The organism is Bacillus paralicheniformis, from assembly GCF_001042485.2.
GTDB classification, from domain to species: Bacteria; Bacillota; Bacilli; order Bacillales; family Bacillaceae; genus Bacillus; species Bacillus paralicheniformis.
Window position 1 is genome coordinate 31952 of the sequence record NZ_LBMN02000019.1, and the last position, 18578, is coordinate 50529.

Annotated in this window: 21 protein-coding genes and 1 riboswitch; of the genes, 1 reads left to right on the forward strand and 20 read right to left on the reverse strand. The window is 48.1% G+C overall.

The window, feature by feature from the left end:
- Positions 1–27: 27 nt before the first annotated feature.
- The 9 genes from ACH97_RS14655 to ACH97_RS14695 form a co-directional block, all read right to left on the reverse strand.
- Positions 28–342, reverse strand: a complete 315-nt coding sequence (locus ACH97_RS14655) for a DMT family transporter (RefSeq protein WP_020451096.1) — start codon at positions 340–342, stop codon at positions 28–30.
- On the reverse strand, positions 342–671 hold the full coding sequence (locus tag ACH97_RS14660) for a DMT family transporter (protein WP_020451095.1): 330 nt from the start codon (positions 669–671) through the stop codon (positions 342–344). The genes ACH97_RS14655 and ACH97_RS14660 overlap by 1 nt, the downstream gene beginning before the upstream one ends.
- 59 nt (positions 672–730) lie before the next feature.
- Positions 731–833, reverse strand: a riboswitch (guanidine-I (ykkC/yxkD leader).
- A gap of 46 nt (positions 834–879) precedes the next feature.
- Complete coding sequence (locus ACH97_RS14665) at positions 880–1401, reverse strand: DinB family protein (RefSeq protein ID WP_020451094.1); 522 nt, start codon at positions 1399–1401, stop codon at positions 880–882.
- Between the two features lie 4 nt (positions 1402–1405).
- The gene (locus ACH97_RS14670; RefSeq protein WP_020451093.1) at positions 1406–1906 is read right to left on the reverse strand and encodes a small multi-drug export protein; all 501 of its coding nucleotides are present in this window, start codon (positions 1904–1906) and stop codon (positions 1406–1408) included.
- Between the two features lie 92 nt (positions 1907–1998).
- The gene (locus ACH97_RS14675; RefSeq protein ID WP_020451092.1) at positions 1999–2748 is read right to left on the reverse strand and encodes a DUF1129 domain-containing protein; all 750 of its coding nucleotides are present in this window, start codon (positions 2746–2748) and stop codon (positions 1999–2001) included.
- Positions 2749–2752: 4 nt separating this feature from the next.
- The gene (locus ACH97_RS14680) at positions 2753–3085 is read right to left on the reverse strand and encodes a PadR family transcriptional regulator (protein WP_020451091.1); all 333 of its coding nucleotides are present in this window, start codon (positions 3083–3085) and stop codon (positions 2753–2755) included.
- Between the two features lie 115 nt (positions 3086–3200).
- Positions 3201–4508 carry a pectate lyase family protein gene (locus tag ACH97_RS14685; protein ID WP_020451090.1) on the reverse strand — a complete coding sequence of 436 codons (1308 nt, stop codon included), beginning with the start codon at positions 4506–4508 and terminating at the stop codon, positions 3201–3203.
- Between the two features lie 209 nt (positions 4509–4717).
- On the reverse strand, positions 4718–5452 hold the full coding sequence (locus ACH97_RS14690) for a DUF421 domain-containing protein (RefSeq protein ID WP_026579830.1): 735 nt from the start codon (positions 5450–5452) through the stop codon (positions 4718–4720).
- A gap of 118 nt (positions 5453–5570) precedes the next feature.
- Complete coding sequence (locus ACH97_RS14695; RefSeq protein WP_023856769.1) at positions 5571–6089, reverse strand: acyl-CoA thioesterase; 519 nt, start codon at positions 6087–6089, stop codon at positions 5571–5573.
- 190 nt (positions 6090–6279) lie between these two features.
- On the opposite strand from ACH97_RS14695, the gene ACH97_RS14700 reads away from it, so the two are divergent.
- The gene (locus ACH97_RS14700) at positions 6280–7146 is read left to right on the forward strand and encodes a dimethylarginine dimethylaminohydrolase family protein (protein ID WP_020451088.1); all 867 of its coding nucleotides are present in this window, start codon (positions 6280–6282) and stop codon (positions 7144–7146) included.
- 26 nt (positions 7147–7172) lie between these two features.
- Here ACH97_RS14700 and ACH97_RS14705 read toward each other — a convergent pair whose 3' ends face one another.
- The 11 genes from ACH97_RS14705 to ACH97_RS14755 form a co-directional block, all read right to left on the reverse strand.
- Positions 7173–7889, reverse strand: a complete 717-nt coding sequence (locus tag ACH97_RS14705) for a hypothetical protein (RefSeq protein ID WP_048350383.1) — start codon at positions 7887–7889, stop codon at positions 7173–7175.
- Positions 7886–8884 carry a patatin-like phospholipase family protein gene (locus tag ACH97_RS14710; protein ID WP_048350384.1) on the reverse strand — a complete coding sequence of 333 codons (999 nt, stop codon included), beginning with the start codon at positions 8882–8884 and terminating at the stop codon, positions 7886–7888. Before ACH97_RS14710 ends, ACH97_RS14705 begins: the two co-directional genes overlap by 4 nt.
- Positions 8885–8948: 64 nt before the next feature.
- Positions 8949–9962, reverse strand: coding sequence for an ABC transporter ATP-binding protein (locus ACH97_RS14715; protein WP_020451086.1), 1014 nt, complete (start codon positions 9960–9962; stop codon positions 8949–8951).
- Between the two features lie 19 nt (positions 9963–9981).
- Positions 9982–10869: a C40 family peptidase gene (locus ACH97_RS14720; RefSeq protein ID WP_020451085.1), complete on the reverse strand. Its 888-nt coding sequence runs from the start codon at positions 10867–10869 to the stop codon at positions 9982–9984.
- Between the two features lie 14 nt (positions 10870–10883).
- Entirely contained in the window at positions 10884–11963 is a 1080-nt protein-coding gene (locus ACH97_RS14725; protein WP_020451084.1) for a mandelate racemase/muconate lactonizing enzyme family protein, read from the reverse strand.
- A gap of 18 nt (positions 11964–11981) precedes the next feature.
- Positions 11982–12914: a S66 peptidase family protein gene (locus ACH97_RS14730; RefSeq protein ID WP_228119596.1), complete on the reverse strand. Its 933-nt coding sequence runs from the start codon at positions 12912–12914 to the stop codon at positions 11982–11984.
- Positions 12915–12987: 73 nt separating this feature from the next.
- A complete protein-coding gene (locus ACH97_RS14735) occupies positions 12988–14613 on the reverse strand; it encodes a peptide ABC transporter substrate-binding protein (protein WP_020451082.1) in 1626 nt (541 codons plus the stop codon).
- Between the two features lie 31 nt (positions 14614–14644).
- Positions 14645–15643 carry an ABC transporter ATP-binding protein gene (locus ACH97_RS14740; RefSeq protein WP_020451081.1) on the reverse strand — a complete coding sequence of 333 codons (999 nt, stop codon included), beginning with the start codon at positions 15641–15643 and terminating at the stop codon, positions 14645–14647.
- A 6-nt stretch (positions 15644–15649) separates the two neighbouring features.
- On the reverse strand, positions 15650–16609 hold the full coding sequence (locus ACH97_RS14745) for an ABC transporter permease (RefSeq protein ID WP_020451080.1): 960 nt from the start codon (positions 16607–16609) through the stop codon (positions 15650–15652).
- A gap of 4 nt (positions 16610–16613) precedes the next feature.
- Positions 16614–17540 carry an ABC transporter permease gene (locus tag ACH97_RS14750; RefSeq protein WP_020451079.1) on the reverse strand — a complete coding sequence of 309 codons (927 nt, stop codon included), beginning with the start codon at positions 17538–17540 and terminating at the stop codon, positions 16614–16616.
- Between the two features lie 15 nt (positions 17541–17555).
- Positions 17556–18380: a M55 family metallopeptidase gene (locus ACH97_RS14755; RefSeq protein WP_020451078.1), complete on the reverse strand. Its 825-nt coding sequence runs from the start codon at positions 18378–18380 to the stop codon at positions 17556–17558.
- Between the last annotated feature and the right edge of the window lie 198 nt (positions 18381–18578).

The following is an 18578-nucleotide window of genomic DNA, read 5'->3' on the forward strand; positions in this document are numbered from 1 at the left end:
TTTGCCATGAAGTGCACGGGCCGGACTCTAGCTTATCAGTTTCAGTCCGACGGCTGATCCCAAAATGAGCGCGATGAAAAAGATGCGTTTTCCGTCTTTCGGCTCTCCGTAAAACAGGATGCCGACAAGCGCACCTCCAACCGTGCCGATCCCTGTCCAAACTGCATACGCCGTTCCCATCGGCAGCGTCTCCATCGCAAGGGATAGCAAGAAAAACGAAGCGGCAAAACCGATGATCAACAATAAGATCCATCTCAGCCGCTTGTCTTTATGAAACTGGTTCATCATCGTCACGCCGAGCATTTCCAGTATACCGGCGGCGATGAGGCAGATCCATTCCATTATGACGCCTCCCCTTTCTCTTCATTTGTTACAAGCTTCAAGCCGATCACGCCGCATAGCAAAACACCGATCAGAGCAAGCTTGGCGATATTTGCCGGCTCATGAAACAAGACGATTTCGCAGACGACCGTTCCCGCTGTGCCGAGACCGGTAAATACGGCATACACGGTTCCGACCGGCAGCTTCTCTCCCGCCTTCACCAGTATATAAAAGCTCATCGCGACGGCCGCCGCCGTGCCGATCCATTCAAGAGCCGAATCAGCGTGTTTCAGCCCCATGACCCAGCCAATTTCAAACAAGGCTGCAAGTATGACACTGCCCCATCTCATCAAAATCCCTCCAATTCATTTTCAGCAAAAGAAAAAACCCGGGTTATCGATGAAAACGATACTCCCGGGCTTTTATCCCTCCGTGTGCATATGAACAAATCATATGTGTTTTCTCTCGGACCAGACCACATCCGAATGTGCGGAACCCTAGAAAACTTTAACGCTATGAAGTTTGCTAATTAGCATCATACCAAATCATTCGAAAAAATCAACTGTTTTGCTTGCGGTACTCCCCTAAGCAGGCCTGGATATGCGCTTGGTGATAGCGGTTATGATCAGACATATGCCAGATTCCCCAGCGGATGGTCGAAAACCCTCCCTCATACGGAACCTTCTTCAACAAGTCTGTTTCCGAGAAGCCTTTAACGGTGCGTTTCAACATCTCCAGCACCTCGTCATACCACTCGATTAACACGGATAAGGGTAAGCCTTTTACCTCAGGCAAACGTCCGTTTTCATCTGTCATCGGCCCGTATTTCTCTTCCAGCTCTCTGGGAAATTCGCTTCCCTTCAGCCTGTATACCCAGCGAATATCGACATTGATTAAATGATAGATCAGCTGGGCGATGCTGTTTTTGTCGCCATGCTCCCCTTTATATTCCAGCTCCTCCCGGCTGATGCCGGAGACGATTGATTTCAGCCGTTCGATGTTTTCATTGACCGCCGAAAAAAGCACCCCGACTGTCGGCGCCATCTCTTCAACTGGAGATAAATCCTTTAAAAACGGCATAACTTCACTCCTCTTGTTTAAAGATATTTTTCAGCAGCCCTTCATTTTCAGGAGCGAGGAAACTGAAACCGTAGTAGGCAGCGACAGCCGACACCGCTGTCCATACCGTGAGACTCCCCGTCATCCAGAGCGCCGTTTGCCTGTGCTTGGCCCCGAAGCCCATGCACATAAACGCGGTTAAGTGGGAGCCGATAAAGAAAGGTCCGACGAAAGAAAGGCCCGGGATGCCGTAGGTCAGCCATATTTTTTTCGCTCTGCTTTTCCTTTTTGAGAGCTTATCGGTCTCCGTTCCCCGCTCCCCGCGTTTTCTTTCAAGCCACGCCTTCACTTTGTCAATTAAAAAAATAAGCAGCAGTACAGTTAACAGATTTCCGAATAGTGCGATAATAGCGGACGGAACCGGTTTAAGCCCGGCAACGATCGCTAGCGGCACGACACCGATCACTTCAAACCACGGAATCGCAGCCAAAATAAAGACGAGTACATAGCCCCACATCATATCCATATATCGGCCACCTTTCATGCTCTGATCATAAACATTGTGATCGCCAAAAGGCAAGAGTCTTTACCTTAAAAAATATCATGCTCTTCCGTATTTCATTCATATTGAGCCGTATTTTTGGCACGCTTTGTCTCAATGAACATGACGAGCAACAGCCCGATATAGGGAATATAAGTTTCTGCCAGCATGGCTCCGGCTGAATCCCACTTCATATACTGAAACAAAAAATGCGTTCCGGCTAAAAGCAGCGGCAATATGGACAAGGCTGCAGCTTTCAACCTGAAAGACAAAAGTACGATCACGAGAAACGACAGAGCCATAATCAGCCAGCGGCTTCCCCCGTCAAACGAAAGAATAGGTGTCCCGAATTGCCGATCAATAAAAATAATCGCCAAAATCGGAAAAAACGTCAAAGCGGTGTACATCACCGTATACATGAAGGCCGTTTTCTTCCCTTTAAACGCTGAAACGCGGCCCAACAGCGGTAACATAGCCGCTGCCAGCAAAATATAAAGCGGATAGCCTGCCAGTACATAGACCGAATAATTGAGGCTGTCGTTCACGGCGTCACTGAATATAAAATAGGATATCGCGCCGATCAAAATGGCAAAGAACAACTTGGCGATCTCCCCAGGCCTTGATGAAAGCTCTTTTGACAGTGCTTGAACATATGACTTGGGAGAATCCCCAAAAATTTGCCGGACGGTTTTTCCTTCCTTTTCCCCTTCCAAGGCATGAACTGTCAGCTCATTCATGATCCCTTCGATTTCTTTGTCGCTTTTTCCTACAGACATTAAATACAATCTCATGTCGTCCAATACGTTTTGCATGTCTTTTGATAGCACGATTTCACTTCTCCTTCAGTTTTTTTTCGAGCAGCGCATTGACGTTCCCGGATAATGCCTTCCAACGCCCGATGAACGATCGAAGCTCCGCTTCGCCAAGGGGTGTCAGTCTGTAATATTTTCTCTTCGGGCCGCTCGCCGACCGTTTTAGTTCGGTCTCCACCCATTTTTCCTTTTGCATGCGCAGGAGAATCGGATAGATGCTTCCTTCGCTGATATCCGAAAAACCGTATCCTGCAAGCACCTTTGTCATTTCATAGCCGTATATCTCCCCTTCGGATATGACAGCAAGCAGACATCCTTCTAAAATCCCTTTCAGCATTTGCGTTGAACTCATAAGCCACCTCTTTTATGTATCTTGCAATACAAGATAGACGAATCATAACATATGGTATTTTGTATTGCAAGATACCCGAACAAAAAAAGCGGACACCATGTCCGCTTTGCGTATATTACTTCAGTTTTCCTGCGCCTGCCTGCGCTTCAACGATTGTCGGCACATCTTCTGCGTCGTCGATTTTTTCAAACAGCGTCGGCTTCCAGCCGGCCGATTTTTTGACAGACGCATTGTTTGCTTTGTTGTATGTGCTGACAACATCGATTTTTGCGACGCTTTTTTGGTTGTTTACGACCGTATCTTTTTCATATAAAGCGTCACCTTTAAAGACCTTCATCAATTTTTGAGGCTTCGTTCCTTCCGGCAGGTCGAAGTAGTTGTCCTCAGCATAAATTTTTGAAGAATAGCCTACACCCCATGAATAATTGTAGCTGTCTTTCGTGCTTTTAAAATAGTTGTTGTAAATGTGCACTTTTCCGTAGCGGACGCGCGGTGCCCGCTCTTTTATATTTTCGTAGAGATTGTGGTGGAATGTCACCCTTAAATGACCGTTGTCTGCTTTGTAGCTGTCGCTTGATCCGATAATCGTGTTTTTAGAATGTCCTGAAAATATGCTGTAGGATACCGTAATAAAATCCGACTGCTTTTTGATATCCAGCAGTCCGTCGTGATGCTGGAATTCACGCCCGAAATACGTTTCGTTCAGCTCATCAGGCTGATCTCCGTCATTGAATGAGCAGTGGTCGATCCAAATATTTTTGGACATTTCAATCAGCAGGTTGTCATATTCTGAATTCCAGTTTCCGCTGCTCCCATCCGTCGGATCCCAGCCAGGGAAGAAATCGTACGCGTTTTCGAATTCGATATTGCGGATAATGATGTTTTCCGCGTTTTTGACATAAAGGCCTCCGCCGACGATTTTCGCATCATCTCCGAGCCCGATTATCGTCGTGTTTGAACCGACTCTGATCAAGACACGCTCCCTCTGATTGTCTTTGGAGCGGAGCCTTGCCTCTTCAAGCTTTCCTGACGGCTCCTTTTTCCCCCATTTCTTCGGATCATAAGCTTTGAGATACGCTTCGATCGAATATTCAGGGTCTTTATAATCTTCATAGCCTAAAGGATTGTTGTCATCATCAACACTAAGATTGATTGTTCCCTTCACATAGATGATCTTCGGCGTATCATTTTCGCTGTTCTTTTTATTGTCTCCCCCTAATGCCTCAACAAGCTGCTTGCGGTTTTTGACCGTATATACCTGATCAGAAGAAGCGTCAGCGCCTCCGGTCGTTCCTTTTCCATAAGCGCCCCAGCCGTCTTTTGAGCCGAGGACGTCGCGTCCGTAGTCTGCCGCTTCGATTGGCACAGAAGTGCCGAGCAGCAGCAGGGCGCCCAAAATTATTACACTAAAAAACCTTTTCATCAATTGCACCTACCATCAAAATTTTTTCACAAAAACTAATATATGCTATAAAAATACAGAAAACAACATATTTTCCTCCTATTTTTTGTGACACCATTTTCAACTTTCATGACATATGACCCGTTTCATTTTACAGATGTAGCAAAGAACAGACTCTTAATATTTTTCTGAAATAACACAAAATAAAAAAATCGCCTATTCGGCGAAAATTAATGGTCTTGCCCCGGTTTATAAAGATATGGATCATCAGTTAACGGGCTGCCGGGATCTTCCCTATCAATCATAATCTCATTTTTTTCGTTCAGGGTGCCGAGCGTAATGGTTGGCAGCATCGCTTGCTTAATCCCTTGATCCTCTAATTTTTGAAACAGCCATTCTTTCGTTTTTTTCAAGTATTTTAAATTGTGTTCGATGATTTCGCCGTCTAAAATAAGCGGAATCGGCACGAAATTCCGCTTCGTCTCCAAGCTGAGGTCCCGCGGCTGTACAGGCCTCGCTTCCGATTTGGGAATCACGCTGATCTGGCCCGATTCTTCAATCAGGGCGATGTCGATATCTTTCGGATCGGCATAGCCTTTTTCGCGCAATTTGCCGAGCAGTTCATTGACGGTCAGCCGCTCTCTTTTTAATCCCCCTTCATCAATATTGCCGTTTCGAATCAGCACAGTCGGGCTGACGACAAGAAACCAGCGCCATTTATTGTGTAATGACAGCTTTTCAATCAACAAATAGAAGATCAGAAAGGAAAGGGCATAATAAATGGACATTGAGATTTTAGAAGTAAGAATCGGTTCGCTGATGATCGTTCCGATCGCAAATGTCAGCAAAAGATCGAAGTTCGTCATTTGCGAAACTGCTTTCTTCCCTGCGATTCGAAAAAGAATATAAGCTATAGAGAACACTAAAGCAGGTTTGGCTAAAAAAGTCCATACAAATTCAAGCATTTCACCCAAAACTTCTTTCCGTTTTTTGTCATTTATTTTGAACAAATATTGGGTTGTGTATTCATTGCACAGCAAAACCCCGGCAAACTGATGCTGAGCCGGGGTTTTGTTCGTATGTTTACCAAGGTTTGTCAACAGCCAGCGCCTGAGCCAGTGCTTTGCTGTGTTTGCGATGGTTTTTCCGTTCTTCGGCGCGCTGCCGGGCGGTCTGGTGCAGCATGATTTCTTCTTCAGACTGCGGTACAACTTGGGGAACGGCCTGAGGATTGCCGTCCTGATCAAGCGCCACGAAGGTTAAAAAGGATGTCGCCGCAAGCTTTCGTTCGCCTGTCAGCAAATGCTCTTTAATGACTTTGACGAATACCTCCATTGACGTTCTGCCGACCCATGTCACATAAGATTCAAGGCAGACTGAATCCTCCTGGCGGATCGGTTCGAGAAAATCGACGGAATCCATGGAAGCTGTCACGGTTTCACACCTCGAGTGTCTCGCTGCCGAAATCGAAGCGATATCGTCGATATAGCTCATCAGCTTGCCGCCGAACAAGGTGTTGTGATTGTTCGTATCAAGCGGAAATACCCTGCTTGTTTTGACAACTTTTGATTCTTTGCAGTATCTCTTTTCAGGTCCATTCATCATCCATTACTCCTTTGATGTCTACTAAGATGCGTTTGTAAAGTGGATTTTTTCTATATTAAACACTATTAGAATTCATTTGTCTAAACTTTTTTATCCGGCTGACTGTCAGATTTTCTGGCTAAAAGGTTTATTTCTCGCTGCGGGAAGGGAATAATGAAATGACTAAAGAGAGGACGGGGGAATCAAAATGGACTCAGCATTATCGAAAAAAAACCGCGGGGCGGGCTGTACAAGCGAATACGACGTCTTAAAAAAAGTGGTGTTATGCAGACCGGAATATATGGAGATTGCAGAAGTGATCAATGAAACACAAAAGTATTTTCAAAAAGATAATATCGATAAAACGCTGGCCGTCCGCCAGCATCATACATTGATAAAAGAATTGGAGAGCCGGGGTATTGAAGTCGTGATTCTGCCTGCTTTAAGCCAATTTCCGGAACAGGTTTTCACGCGCGATATCGGGTTTACGATCGGAGACACTGTGTTTTCCGCGCAGCTATCAGCCGACATCCGCCAGGGCGAAGAAAACGTCCTGCAGGAATGGCTGGCAAAAGAACAGATCTCCTGGGCCACATTTAATGAAGGCTATCAAATCGAAGGCGGCGACATCCTCGTCGACCAAAATACCATATATGCCGGTATCAGCCACAGAACGACGTTCTCGGCCGTCCAAGAACTGAAGCGCAGGCTTCCCTCTTATGAAGTCATACCGGTTCCGTTTGAAGAAACGTTCCTTCATCTGGATTGCGTCTTCAACATTCTTTCGCCGACAGAAGCGCTTGTCTATCCAAAAGCCTTAGGAGAAAGAGAATACGACGTCTTGAAAAAACGCTATGAGATGATTGAAATTACGGATGATGAACAGTTCCAACTCGGTACAAACGTTCTGTCCATCGGCAATAAAACCGTGATCAGCCTGCCTGTTAACCGCCACGTGAATCAGGAGCTCAGAAAAAGGGGCTATACGGTCATCGAAATCGACTTATCCGAGATCATAAAATCCGGCGGGTCTTTCAGATGCTGTACATTGCCGATTGAGCGTAGCTGTACGTAAAAGAGCCTCAGAATGAAGGCTCTTTTTTACGCTTTTCTTTTTAACTTTTGCATACTGCCAAAGTATAAGAAGAGCTTATCAAACACTAGAAGGTACATATTCACAAAGATAAATCCCGTTAAAGCGATCAATACCGCAGGAACAATTTTAAACAAAATTTTGATTGCAGGGTTTCTGAGTCGACCGGTATATATTGCTTTTAAAAGAAGTACATACAAAATTGGCAAAATGAAAAGCACTGTTGGCAAGGATATATTAGAAGGAATCTCGATGTTAGGCATAAGCATAATTCCTATAAATACCGCAACTAAAATGCCGATATTCCCCAGACCTCTGTTTATTCTAAAAGGTTTAAACAACGTTTTGCTTGAAGCTGTTAAAAGCCTTTTATAATATGGATGAATCTCTTCTGCCGTAAGCCAGCTATCTATTTCGAAAAAGCGGTAATTCTTTGGTTTTATAGGAGACTTCGCGGCAAGATCCTTTATTTGGGATCGCTTAAACTCGTACTCGCTCATTTTGTACCCGTCAAGCATTAATGAGTAGGCTTCGACTTCAGAAAAAGAGTCAAGATCTGTCCGGACTTTTGAAAGCAGGTTTTGAACTTCTTCGTTGACACCGTATGTGTGGTAAGGCCCTTTAAACGAGCAGCCTTGTCTTTCTTGATTTTTGATCGGGATCGAGTCAATTGACAGCCGCTTTTTCAAGTGCAACAATGCTGTCGTGCGATGGTATTTTTTCATATGGCCTGAAATCTTTCCCTCACCAGATCGGCGAGAATGCTGGCGCTTCGCCCCACAACTCCAGGGATATGCGTGGACGGTTCTTTTTCGCTTTCCATTTGCTTAGACGCATCACTAATAATAAAATGAGTGCACTTAGGTCTCTCACTCAACAGAGTACTAATCCCTTGGTTATCATGAACACCCCCATCAGCAAGCTGCACCCGAATGCCTTCCTCATAAAGATCACTGATGGCAAGGGGGACAAAGACTCCAGGGACGCTTGCTGAAGCAGCAACAGCATGGCCCAGCCTGAAACAACTATGCTTGCACGGTCCGCGTTTCCGTTTATTTTGTTCTTCACACCGTGAATGACAGTTACTTTTACATAAGTCTTGATAGGATTTGACACGTTCCAATTTGAAATTTCCATCAACAAACAAAAGACTTTTATCCCTATCGATTTCCCCCATTCCCGAATTGGTAAATACCCAATTATGGCCGTTCTTTAAAACAGTGGCATTCATCAATAGCTTGGGAATTTTCGCATTTTTTATAGTCGTGTTTATTGTTAAATCGTGCATGTAGATACATCGCTTGCATTCGCAAAACGCACCCACTGGTTTGAACATGAATTTTTCAAAAAGTTCGCCTGCATAGTCGCTGCGCGAGTAGTTTGGCAAACACATTTTCAAGTTTTTCAAAGGGTTAGTAAAGGTGCGAAGTCTGATGTTGCACTGGACTGCTCTGAGAAAATCGTTTTGTATCTCGACCATCATATTTTGATAATCTTCATCTTTTACTTCAGCTCCTTTTTTACTTTCATACAGCTTTTTTAAACGCAGGTAGTACAGTGTACCGATGATTGACCCTCCTGAAACTGCTGAAATCAAGTCAACGTGACGAAGCAGGCCTATATCAGCCATCCTTGACAAAACTCCAATATGAAAAAATCCGGCGCGAAATCCGCCGCCGGAGAGAGCCAAACCCAGTTTATACGTCTTATCTTCCAGCATCTTCATGTCTCCTTTTTGATTGTTATTATTCTTATAGAGAGCACGAATTATGCTGGGATTTGCTTCACCTCGCCTGCAGTGTCACCTTCAGGCCGTCGTCCTCTTTTCTCACATCTCCGTCATACAGATGGCAGGCGACAAAATGACCGTCATCGGCTTCTTTTAAGAGCGGTTTTTTGGCGGCGCAAATGTCCGTCGCGGCGGGACACCTCGTTCTGAACACGCAGCCGCTCGGCGGATCGATCGGACTTGGCAGCTCGCCTTTCAGTATGATTCGTTTCCGCTTATCTTCCACATCCGGATCGGGAATCGGGATAGCCGATAAAAGCGCCTGGGTGTAAGGATGCAGCGGTTCTTGATAAAGTCGGCCGCTGTCGGTGATCTCGACCATGTGCCCGAGATACATGACGCCGATCCGGTCGCTGATGTGCTTCACCATGGAAAGATCGTGGGCGATAAATAAAAACGTGAGCCCTTTTTCCTTTTGCAGCTTTTTCAAAAGGTTGACGACTTGCGCCTGGACGGAGACATCAAGTGCAGATATCGGCTCATCAGCGACGATAAATTCAGGCTCAAGCGCAAGCGCCCTGGCGATGCCGATTCTTTGCCTCTGTCCACCGCTGAACTCATGGGGATAGCGATTGGCAAAGCTTTTGTGCAGGCCGACTGCTTCCAGAAGCTCGTCCGCTTTTTCAAGACGCGCCTTTTTCCCTCCGTACAGGCCGTGGATTTCCATGGGCTCTGTCATAATCTCCCTGACCGTTAGCCGCGGATTTAGTGAAGCATAGGGGTCTTGAAAAATCATTTGAATTTTCCGGTTATACTGGAATGATTCATCATCGCTCAAATTGTGGATGTTTTTCCCCCGATATGTAACCTCGCCCTCTGTCGGCTGATAAAGGCGCATCAGCACCCTTCCGGAAGTCGACTTGCCGCAGCCCGATTCTCCGACGAGCCCGAACGTCTCTCCTTCTTTAATATCAAATGAAATGCCGTCGACCGCTTTGACCGTTTTGCCCCTTCCTGCGTCAAAGTGCATTTTCAGACGGCTGACTTTCAATAAAGCGCCCGTTTGCATGCCAATCCCCCCGTTCGAATTAAAAATAGCGCCTGATGGCACACAGCTCTTTTTCATAAATTGTGCCTTTAAGAGGTATGACCTCAATCGATTTTCCCGTTTTTGGAGAGTGAAGCATCTCTCCGTTTCCGCGGTAAATGCCGACATGGTGAACCCGCCCTTTGCCTTCTTCATATGCGAAAAACAGTAGATCGCCCCGCTTCGGGCTGCTGAAGGACACCTCTTCTCCGCCGTTCGCCTGATCGCCGGCATCGCGGGGCGCTGAGCGGCCGTTCGCCTTCAGCATATTGAAGACAAATCCTGAGCAGTCGTAGCCAAAACCGCTCATTCCTCCCCAAAGATAGGGCAGGTTCAAAAACGCCTCACCGGTTTGAACGATGTCGTCTCCGCTGCCTTTTACAGGTGTTTCGATATCCGCATCTTCTTTTTTCAGCCATCTGCGGCCGAGCGGTGTATCAACCTCAAACCAGATACCGTCCGAAGACAAAACGGGCAGCTTAGTGAGAAAGCTCAACTCAAGAACTTTCATTTTCTTGTCATCATATAGAAAAGCCGTCGGTTTTTGAATGACGGCGCTTGTCTCAGACTTCGCCGGGCTTTTTTCGACCAGGCATTCCTTTGGTATCCAGCCCGGGTAGCCGCGGGCATCTTTTGCAGACGGCTGCCCGGGAATGATGACGAACGCCCAGTCTCCCCGCTCTTTTATAAGCTGCACATCTTCTCCGAAAAGCACCTGTGTTTGAACAAGGTTTGCCGTACACAGCTCAAGACGCTCATCGAAGGACAATGCGTCAAGCCAGCTTCTCACATGTACGGGATTTGACAGCATCAACCGGTCAATGCGGCGCGGTGCTTCCGGACTGGTCCAGACATTGGCGACCGAGACGGCTGTCGTATAAAGGCTCATTCGTCTTCCCCCTCTCAATGGTTGACTTTCGTGATACCGAGTCCGGGAGCATCCGGTATCGTGATCGTTCCTCCGTGATAGCGGATGCCGCCTTCAACAATATCCTCCTTCAGCATGAGCGGCGCATCAAAATCGAATTTTGTCACATTTTTCTGGCTTGCTGCGAAGTGGACGGCTGCTGTGATACCGACCCTTGTCTCGATCATGCTTCCGGCCATGCATTCCACTCCGCACGCTTCTGCCATGGCGTTGATCTTCAGCGCCTGGCGGATGCCGCCCGCTTTCATCAGTTTAATATTGATGAGATCGGCGCTTCTCGTTTTCAGCACGTGAAAAGCATCCCTTGGGGTAAACACGCTTTCGTCCGCCATAATTGGCGTATCGACGGCATCTGTCACCTGTTTCAAGCCTTCGAGATCGCACCGGTGGACCGGCTGTTCGACAAGCTCGATCGAAAGCCCCTCATCCTCCATTTTCCGAATCGCTTTGACAGCCTGTTTCGCCGTCCAGCCTTGATTGGCGTCCACGCGGATCCGGACAGCGGCACCCGCTTGTTTGCGGATTTCCCTGATTCGTTCGAGGTCTGTTGCCATGTCGTTTTTTCCAACCTTAATTTTGAGCGTACGAAACCCTTCTTTTACATAACGGGCCGCGTCTTTCCCCATTTCTTCCGGGTCATTGACGCTGACGGTAAAATCCGTCTCGATCTCCCGCCTGTATCCGCCCAGCAATTGATACAGGGGAAGACCGCAAAGCTGAGCCAAGCAATCGTAGACGGCTGTTTCTACAGCAGCCTTTGCGCTTGTATTTCCAACAATCAGCTTGTCGATATCATGAAATATCGCCTCCGTCATTCGCAAGTTGCGCCCTGAGAGCGCCGGTGCGAATATCGTGTTGACTGCCCCCTCAATACTGTCAAGCGTCTCACCGGTAATAACGGCAGTCGGAGGCGCTTCGCCCCAGCCTGTCATCCCGTTTTCAGCCGTTAGTTTGACAATGACGGCTTCTGCGGTGCGGACGGTTCGAAGCGCCGTTTTAAACGGCTTTTTCAGCGGCACGGCGATGCGGTTTGTCGTCATTTCGGCAATCTTCATGGCAGCCTCCTTTTTCCATCAAGAAATTCCCGGATCGATAGTAAGCTGTTTTTTGTCGGCGTCAAGGACGGCTTGCACCCCCACCGGAACGGCGATATTCGGTGAACAATGGCCGATGTTAAAGCCTGACAGCGCCGGTTTTCCTGCAGCGGCGATATAATCTTGGAAAACTTCTTTTAATGTGAGTGACTCACCGCGTTTTTTCGGGATGCAGTTATGAAAATCGCACAGCAGGATGCCGGCGGCGTCCGATAATTTCCCGGCCATGTTCAATTGATTCAGCATCCGGTCGATTCGGTAAGGCTCTTCATCGACATCCTCGATAAACAAAAGCTTTCCTTTCGTATCAATTTCATAAGGCGTACCGAGCGTCGTCACCAGAAGAGCAAGGTTTCCGCCGACGAGCTCCCCTTTCGCCGCACCGTTTCCGAGCGTTTCCAACGGCGACAGCTCTTCTGTATAGGTGAGCGTCATTTTTTGAAACAGCTGCCGGAAGGAGCGCCGGGTGAGCGGATGCACGTCTTCTTTGCCGATGTCCGAACTGAGCATCGGACCGTGAAATGTAATAAGTCCGGTGTTTTGCCTGATCGCTGTATGTAAAAAAGTGATATCTGAATAGCCCCAAAAAATTTTCGGGCGGCTCTTGATGAGACGGTAGTCAATTTTCTCGACAATCCGCGCTGTGCCATAACCTCCGCAGGCACAGATGACAGCTTTGACCGAACGGTCTTCAAACATGTCATGCAGATCCTCCAGGCGCTCTTCATCGCTCCCCGCCAAATAGCCGTGTCTTTCAGCGGCCGAGCGTCCCACTTTGACTTCAAGCCCGAGCTCTTTTAAAAACCGGACGGCGCGGTCAAGCTTTTCTGGGACGGGCGGACTAGCCGGCGCAATCACACCGACCGTATCTCCCTGCATTAATCTTTGAGGCGCAATATTCAACTGAGACATCCCCCTTTATGAAAAGTCCGCCCGCCTCTGTGCGGTGGCGGGCACAAAGAAAGTGGCAGACGGACAAGTTTGATCATGACGTTTTTTCGGCCCATTTCAGTTCAATGTAGCCGACCGGATGACGGACGATGCCTTTCACATTCTCCTTTTCCAAATGGACTTGATTGTAGAAGTGGATCGGTATGATCGGCATCCCTTCAAACAGCAGTTCTTCAGCCTGATGCAGCAGCTCTGTGCGCTTTTCTTCATCAGCTTCATTTTTCGCCGCCTTGATCAGCTCGTCATACTCTGAATTGCTCCAGCCTGTTCTGTTCATTGCGTTGCCCGTTTGAAAGCTTTCCAGGAAGTTGATCGGGTCCGCATAATCAGCCAGAAAAGAGCTTTGGGAAAATTGAAATTTGAGCGCCTTCTGTTCTTCAAGGAATGTGTTCCATTCCATATTGGCGAGCTTCACATCGACGCCGAGCGTACTTTTCAGCTTCTGCTGAATCGCTTCCGCCATTTTTTTATGCTCCGGTTTTGTGCTGTATGTCAGCGTAACGGCGGGCAGCTTTTCGTAGTTTTCTTCCTTCATGCCTTTTTCGAGCAGCTGCTTCGCTTCATCGGCGTCATATTTGAGCAAATCGCCGCCTTCCTCGCGAAAATCCTTGCCGTTCGGCCCTTTGATTCCCGGAGACACAAACCCGCGGGCCGGTTTTTCACCGTTTTTTGTGACATAATCGACGATTTCCTGCTGATCGACGGCCATCGCAAACGCTTTTCTGATCTTTTCATTCTGGAACGGTTCTTTATTGACATTGAACCTGTAATAGTAAAGACCTGCCTGATCGAACACCTTCACCTCGTCAGAACCCATCAGCTTCTCGCTCATTTCAGCCGGGACATAAGCCGTATCAAGCTCATTCGACTCGAACATTTGGTAGTCGGTATTTCTGTCATCGACCATCGCCCATGTCACTTTATCAAGCTTCACAGTATCCCGGTCCCAATACGTATCGCTCTTTACCATCGTAAAGCTTTCATCATGCTTCCATTCTGTCAGTTTAAACGGACCGTTGCCGACGAATGTAGCAGCTTCTTCATGCCATTTCGGATTTTTTTCGGCGATTTTCTGAGGAACCGGGAAAAAAGCCGGATTGGCTACAATGCTTAAAAACGACTGCTGCGGACTTTCGAGCGTCACCTTAAGCGTTTTTTCATCCTCCGCTTTGACTTTGACATCATCTTTCGCACCTTTTCCGCTGTTAAAGGCCTCGCCGCCTTCGATAAAGTAGCCTAAAAACGCGGCTGAGGAGCCCGTTTTCGGATCGAGCAGACGTTTCCACGCATATTCAAAGTCCCCAGCGGTTAAAGGGTCTCCGTTCGACCATTTGGCATCATCACGGATTGTAAAAGTATATGTTTTCCCATCGTCGGAAATGTTCCACTTTTCGGCGGACGCCGCTTCCGGTTCATGGTCTGCGCCAAGCCTAGTCAAACCTTCCATCAGATTGTTCAGCGCCTGCCATGAGACATTATTAAAGCCGATCGGCGGATCGAAAGATGTCGGTTCATTTTCATTGTTCAGCCTCAGGACCTGTTCTCCAGCCGTTTCTTTCGCTTTCTTCTTCGTTTCCTGCCCAGCCTGTTCATTTGCCGTACATCCGAACAGCAGAATGACCGCAAATGCGGCAGCCAATACGCTCGCTAGCCTTTTCATCAAATCCCCCCATTAAAAATCGATTTCATGATTATGTCGTCAGTAGAGCCCGTTTCGCCCTTTCATCCTGAAGCCAGCAGCACACACGATGCCCCGCCGAGACTTCTGCAACGGCAGGATAAACCCTGCTGCACACTTCCATTGCATAGGAACAGCGCGCCGTAAACGGACACCCTTCAGGCGGAGAAAACAAGTCCGGCGGCGTCCCGTCAATCGGAACGAGATCCGCACCTTCGAGGTCAAGCCTCGGAACAGAATGCAGCAAGCCTTTTGTATACGGGTGCTGCGGACGGTAAAAAATATCCCTCCTCGCTCCCGTTTCCGCTATTTTCCCGGCGTACATCACGGCGATTCTGTCCGCCGTCTGTGCGACTACGCCTAAATCATGGGTGATTAAAATGATGGATACACCGGTTTTCCGCTGAATGTCTTTAAACAGCTCAAGAATTTGCGCCTGAATGGTAACATCAAGCGCGGTCGTCGGTTCATCCGCAATCAGAATCTCCGGTTCACAGATGAGCGCCATGGCGATAACGATCCGCTGCCTCATCCCGCCGCTGAATTGATGCGGATACTGCCTCAAACGCTCTTGCGGATTCGGAATCCCGACGAGCTCAAGCATCGAAATGACCGCTTTTCGAGCGTCTGTTTTAGATACGGGCCGATGTTCCAACAGCGCTTCTGTGAGCTGGTCTCCGACGGTCAAGGTCGGATTCAAGGCCGTCATCGGATCCTGGAAGATCATTGAGATTTCGGCCCCTCTGATCTTTCTCATCTCTTTTTCGGACAGATGGCGCAAGTCTTTTCCCTTAAAGCGGATCAGACCGTCTGTGATCGTTGCCGAAAACTTCGGCAAAAGCCGCATGATGCTTTGCGATGTCACGCTTTTTCCGCATCCCGACTCGCCGACAATCGCAAACGTCTCCCCCTCATATAACTCAAAGCTCACGCCGCGGACAGCTTTAACCGTGCCGCCGTATGTCGTAAATGAAACATGCAGATTCTCGACTTCCAATACTTTTTTCCGCAAAATACATTACCTCCTCAGCTTCGGATCTAACGCATCCTGCAGCCCGTCTCCAACGACATTAAATGCGAACATTGTTAATGAAATAAAGAAAGCGGGAAAAAACAGCCGCCACCAATGTCCCGATAAGATCACCGGAAGGCCGTCGTTCGCCATGACACCCCAGCTCGCAAACGGCGCTTGAATGCCCAAACCGAGGAAACTGAGAAACGCTTCGGCAAAAATAGCCGACGGCACCGTCAAGGTCATCTGGACGATGATCGCTCCCATCATGTTCGGAAGGAGATTCCGCCTGATGATCCTTACCGTTTTCGCTCCGAAGGTTTTGGATGCGAGAACATGCTCATCATGCTTCACCTTCAAAACCTGACCCCTGACGATCCGCGCCATGCCGACCCAGCCGGTGACGGTCAGCGCCACGATGATTGTCCCGAGTCCAGGACCCATCATGACCATGAGAAGAATGACGACCAATAAATAAGGCAGTCCGTGCAGCACTTCGATGACCCGCATCATGACGTGGTCTGTTTTGCCGCCTTTATAGCCGGAGATGCCGCCATAGATGACGCCGATTGCAAAATCGATCAAAGCCGCCATCACGCCGACAAAAAGTGAAATCCTCGCTCCGTACCACGTTCTTGTAAACACATCGCGTCCGAGCTCATCGGTTCCGAACCAATGCTCCGCCGACGGAGGCAGGTTTTGCTCGGAAAGCGTCTGCTGGGTGACGCTGTGCGGAGAAAGAACCGGTCCGAGAACAGCCATGATGAACAGGAAGATTAACACGCTCAATCCCGCCATCGCCAGCTTGTTTTTCCGTAAAATCCGCCAGGCGTTCTGCCAGTATGACAGGCTCGGCCTTGCGACGGATTCACGCTCATCCTGCTTTTGTTTCAGCGGGGCAAACCATTCAACAGGGATATCACTGCCTGAAGACGCTTCGTTTTCTGTGCGGACTGGAAGGCTCATAAGCTCACCCTTTCTTATGCAGTTTAATACGCGGATCCAGGATTCCGTAGGCCATGTCGACAAGAAACAACATGATGATGAGGATGATGCTGTAAAAAACGGTGGTGCCCATAATCACGGGGTAATCGCGGGAGTTGATGCTTTCAACAAAATATTTTCCCATGCCGGGAATCGCAAAGATTTTTTCGATGACGAAGCTTCCCGTTAAAATCGCAGCGGTAAGCGTCCCGAGAATCGTTACAACAGGCATAAGGGCGTTTTTCAAGGCGTGCTTCATGACAATTTTAAAAGGGGAAAGCCCTTTAGCCCGGGCCGTTCGGATATAATCCTGTGTCAGCACTTCGATCATGCTGGAGCGGGTCAGCCTTGCGATAATCGCCAGCGGTCCCATCGCCAAAGCAGCAGTCGGAAGCACCATATGAAGCGGGCTCGTCCATGTCGACGGAGGGAATATGTTCCAATTGACGGCAAATTGCTGTATCAGCAAGGTCGCCATAATAAAGTTGGGAACCGAAATGCCGAGAACGGCAATGGTCATCGCTATATAGTCGATGATGCCGTTTTGCCGCAGCGCCGCAAAGATTCCGAGTGCGATCCCGGAAATGACCGCGACAATAAGCGCCGTCATCCCCAGCTCAAACGAAACAGGGAACCCTCTTGACAGCAAATCGTTTACGCTTTGCGAAGGCTGCTTAATCGACGGTCCGAAATCAAAGGTAACGATCGACTTTACATAATACAAATATTGAACAAAGAGAGGCTCATCCAGCTGGTAGTAAGCCTCAAGGTTGCGCTGAACCGCTTCATTCGTGTTTCTTTCTTCATTGAAGGGAGAGCCCGGAATCACTTTCATCATCACAAAGGTCAATGTCGTGATCACCAAAATGGTCGCCAGCATCGACAGGAGCCGCTTCATGATGTAACCCGCCATTTTCATCCCACCTTCCTAGGAGAATGTCGTTCTCATCGCAAGCTCGGTCATGACAAGCATCGCTTGATAGGCTTCTAGAATGTCTTTCGCTTGATAGCGGACAGTCGTCGTTTGCGGTTCGATTTCAGCACCCGGCATCAGACTCGCCCACTCGGCTTGGCCGTAATTGGCAAATTCTATCCGCAGCACCGGCTTGTCCGGAGGCGTGAGCGACTTGACTTGACGGCGGTTTTGAATCGCATATGCCGTCCGTTCTCTTAAAAGCCGCCCCGCTTTCTCCGGTGTCAGGCATCTGACCGCCGAACGGGAGATCGTTTCCTTGACGGCTGCTGTCGTTACGTTCGGAATCAGCTCCTCCGCCTCAACTGCCGCCTCGCTGTCACCGGCAACCATGATAACCGGGACGCCGTAATAACCGGCAACATAAGCGTTAAACCCTAGCTCGCCCACCGCCTGATCGTTTATGTAAAAATGTCTGACGCCGAAAATCATGCTGTGTGACATCACGCCTCTCATCGACGCTCTTGCATGGTAGCCGACGAACACGGCTCCATCGCATGTATCGTCAAGACCCTGAACCATCGAAAACGGCTTGACATCTCCCGAAATGAGCTGCGCTTCAGGATGAAGCCGCTCAATTAACAGGTTGTTCATTTTAGAGTGGCTGTCATTGACAAGCACCTCTCTGCATCCGCTTTTGAACGCTTCGTCAATCACATGATTGGCCTCGTCCGTCATGATCTTCCGGCCTCTTTCATAGTTCAGCTTGCTTGAATCGACGAACGTATCATCCGGAAGCCCGGAAATTCCCTCCATATCAACAGACAGATAAAGCTTCACAAAAAACCACCCCTTATGAAAAACGTCTCAAATTTTTTATTATTTTGGGAATATTCTAACAAATTATATTAGAATTTTAATAGAAATGCAATAACCATTGGTAATTTTAGAAATTTAATATAAAATTGGAATTTTGATGAATGTTGTCGAATGCAAATAAAAAAGCTGCCTGATCAGGCAGCTTCAGCTTGTCGACAA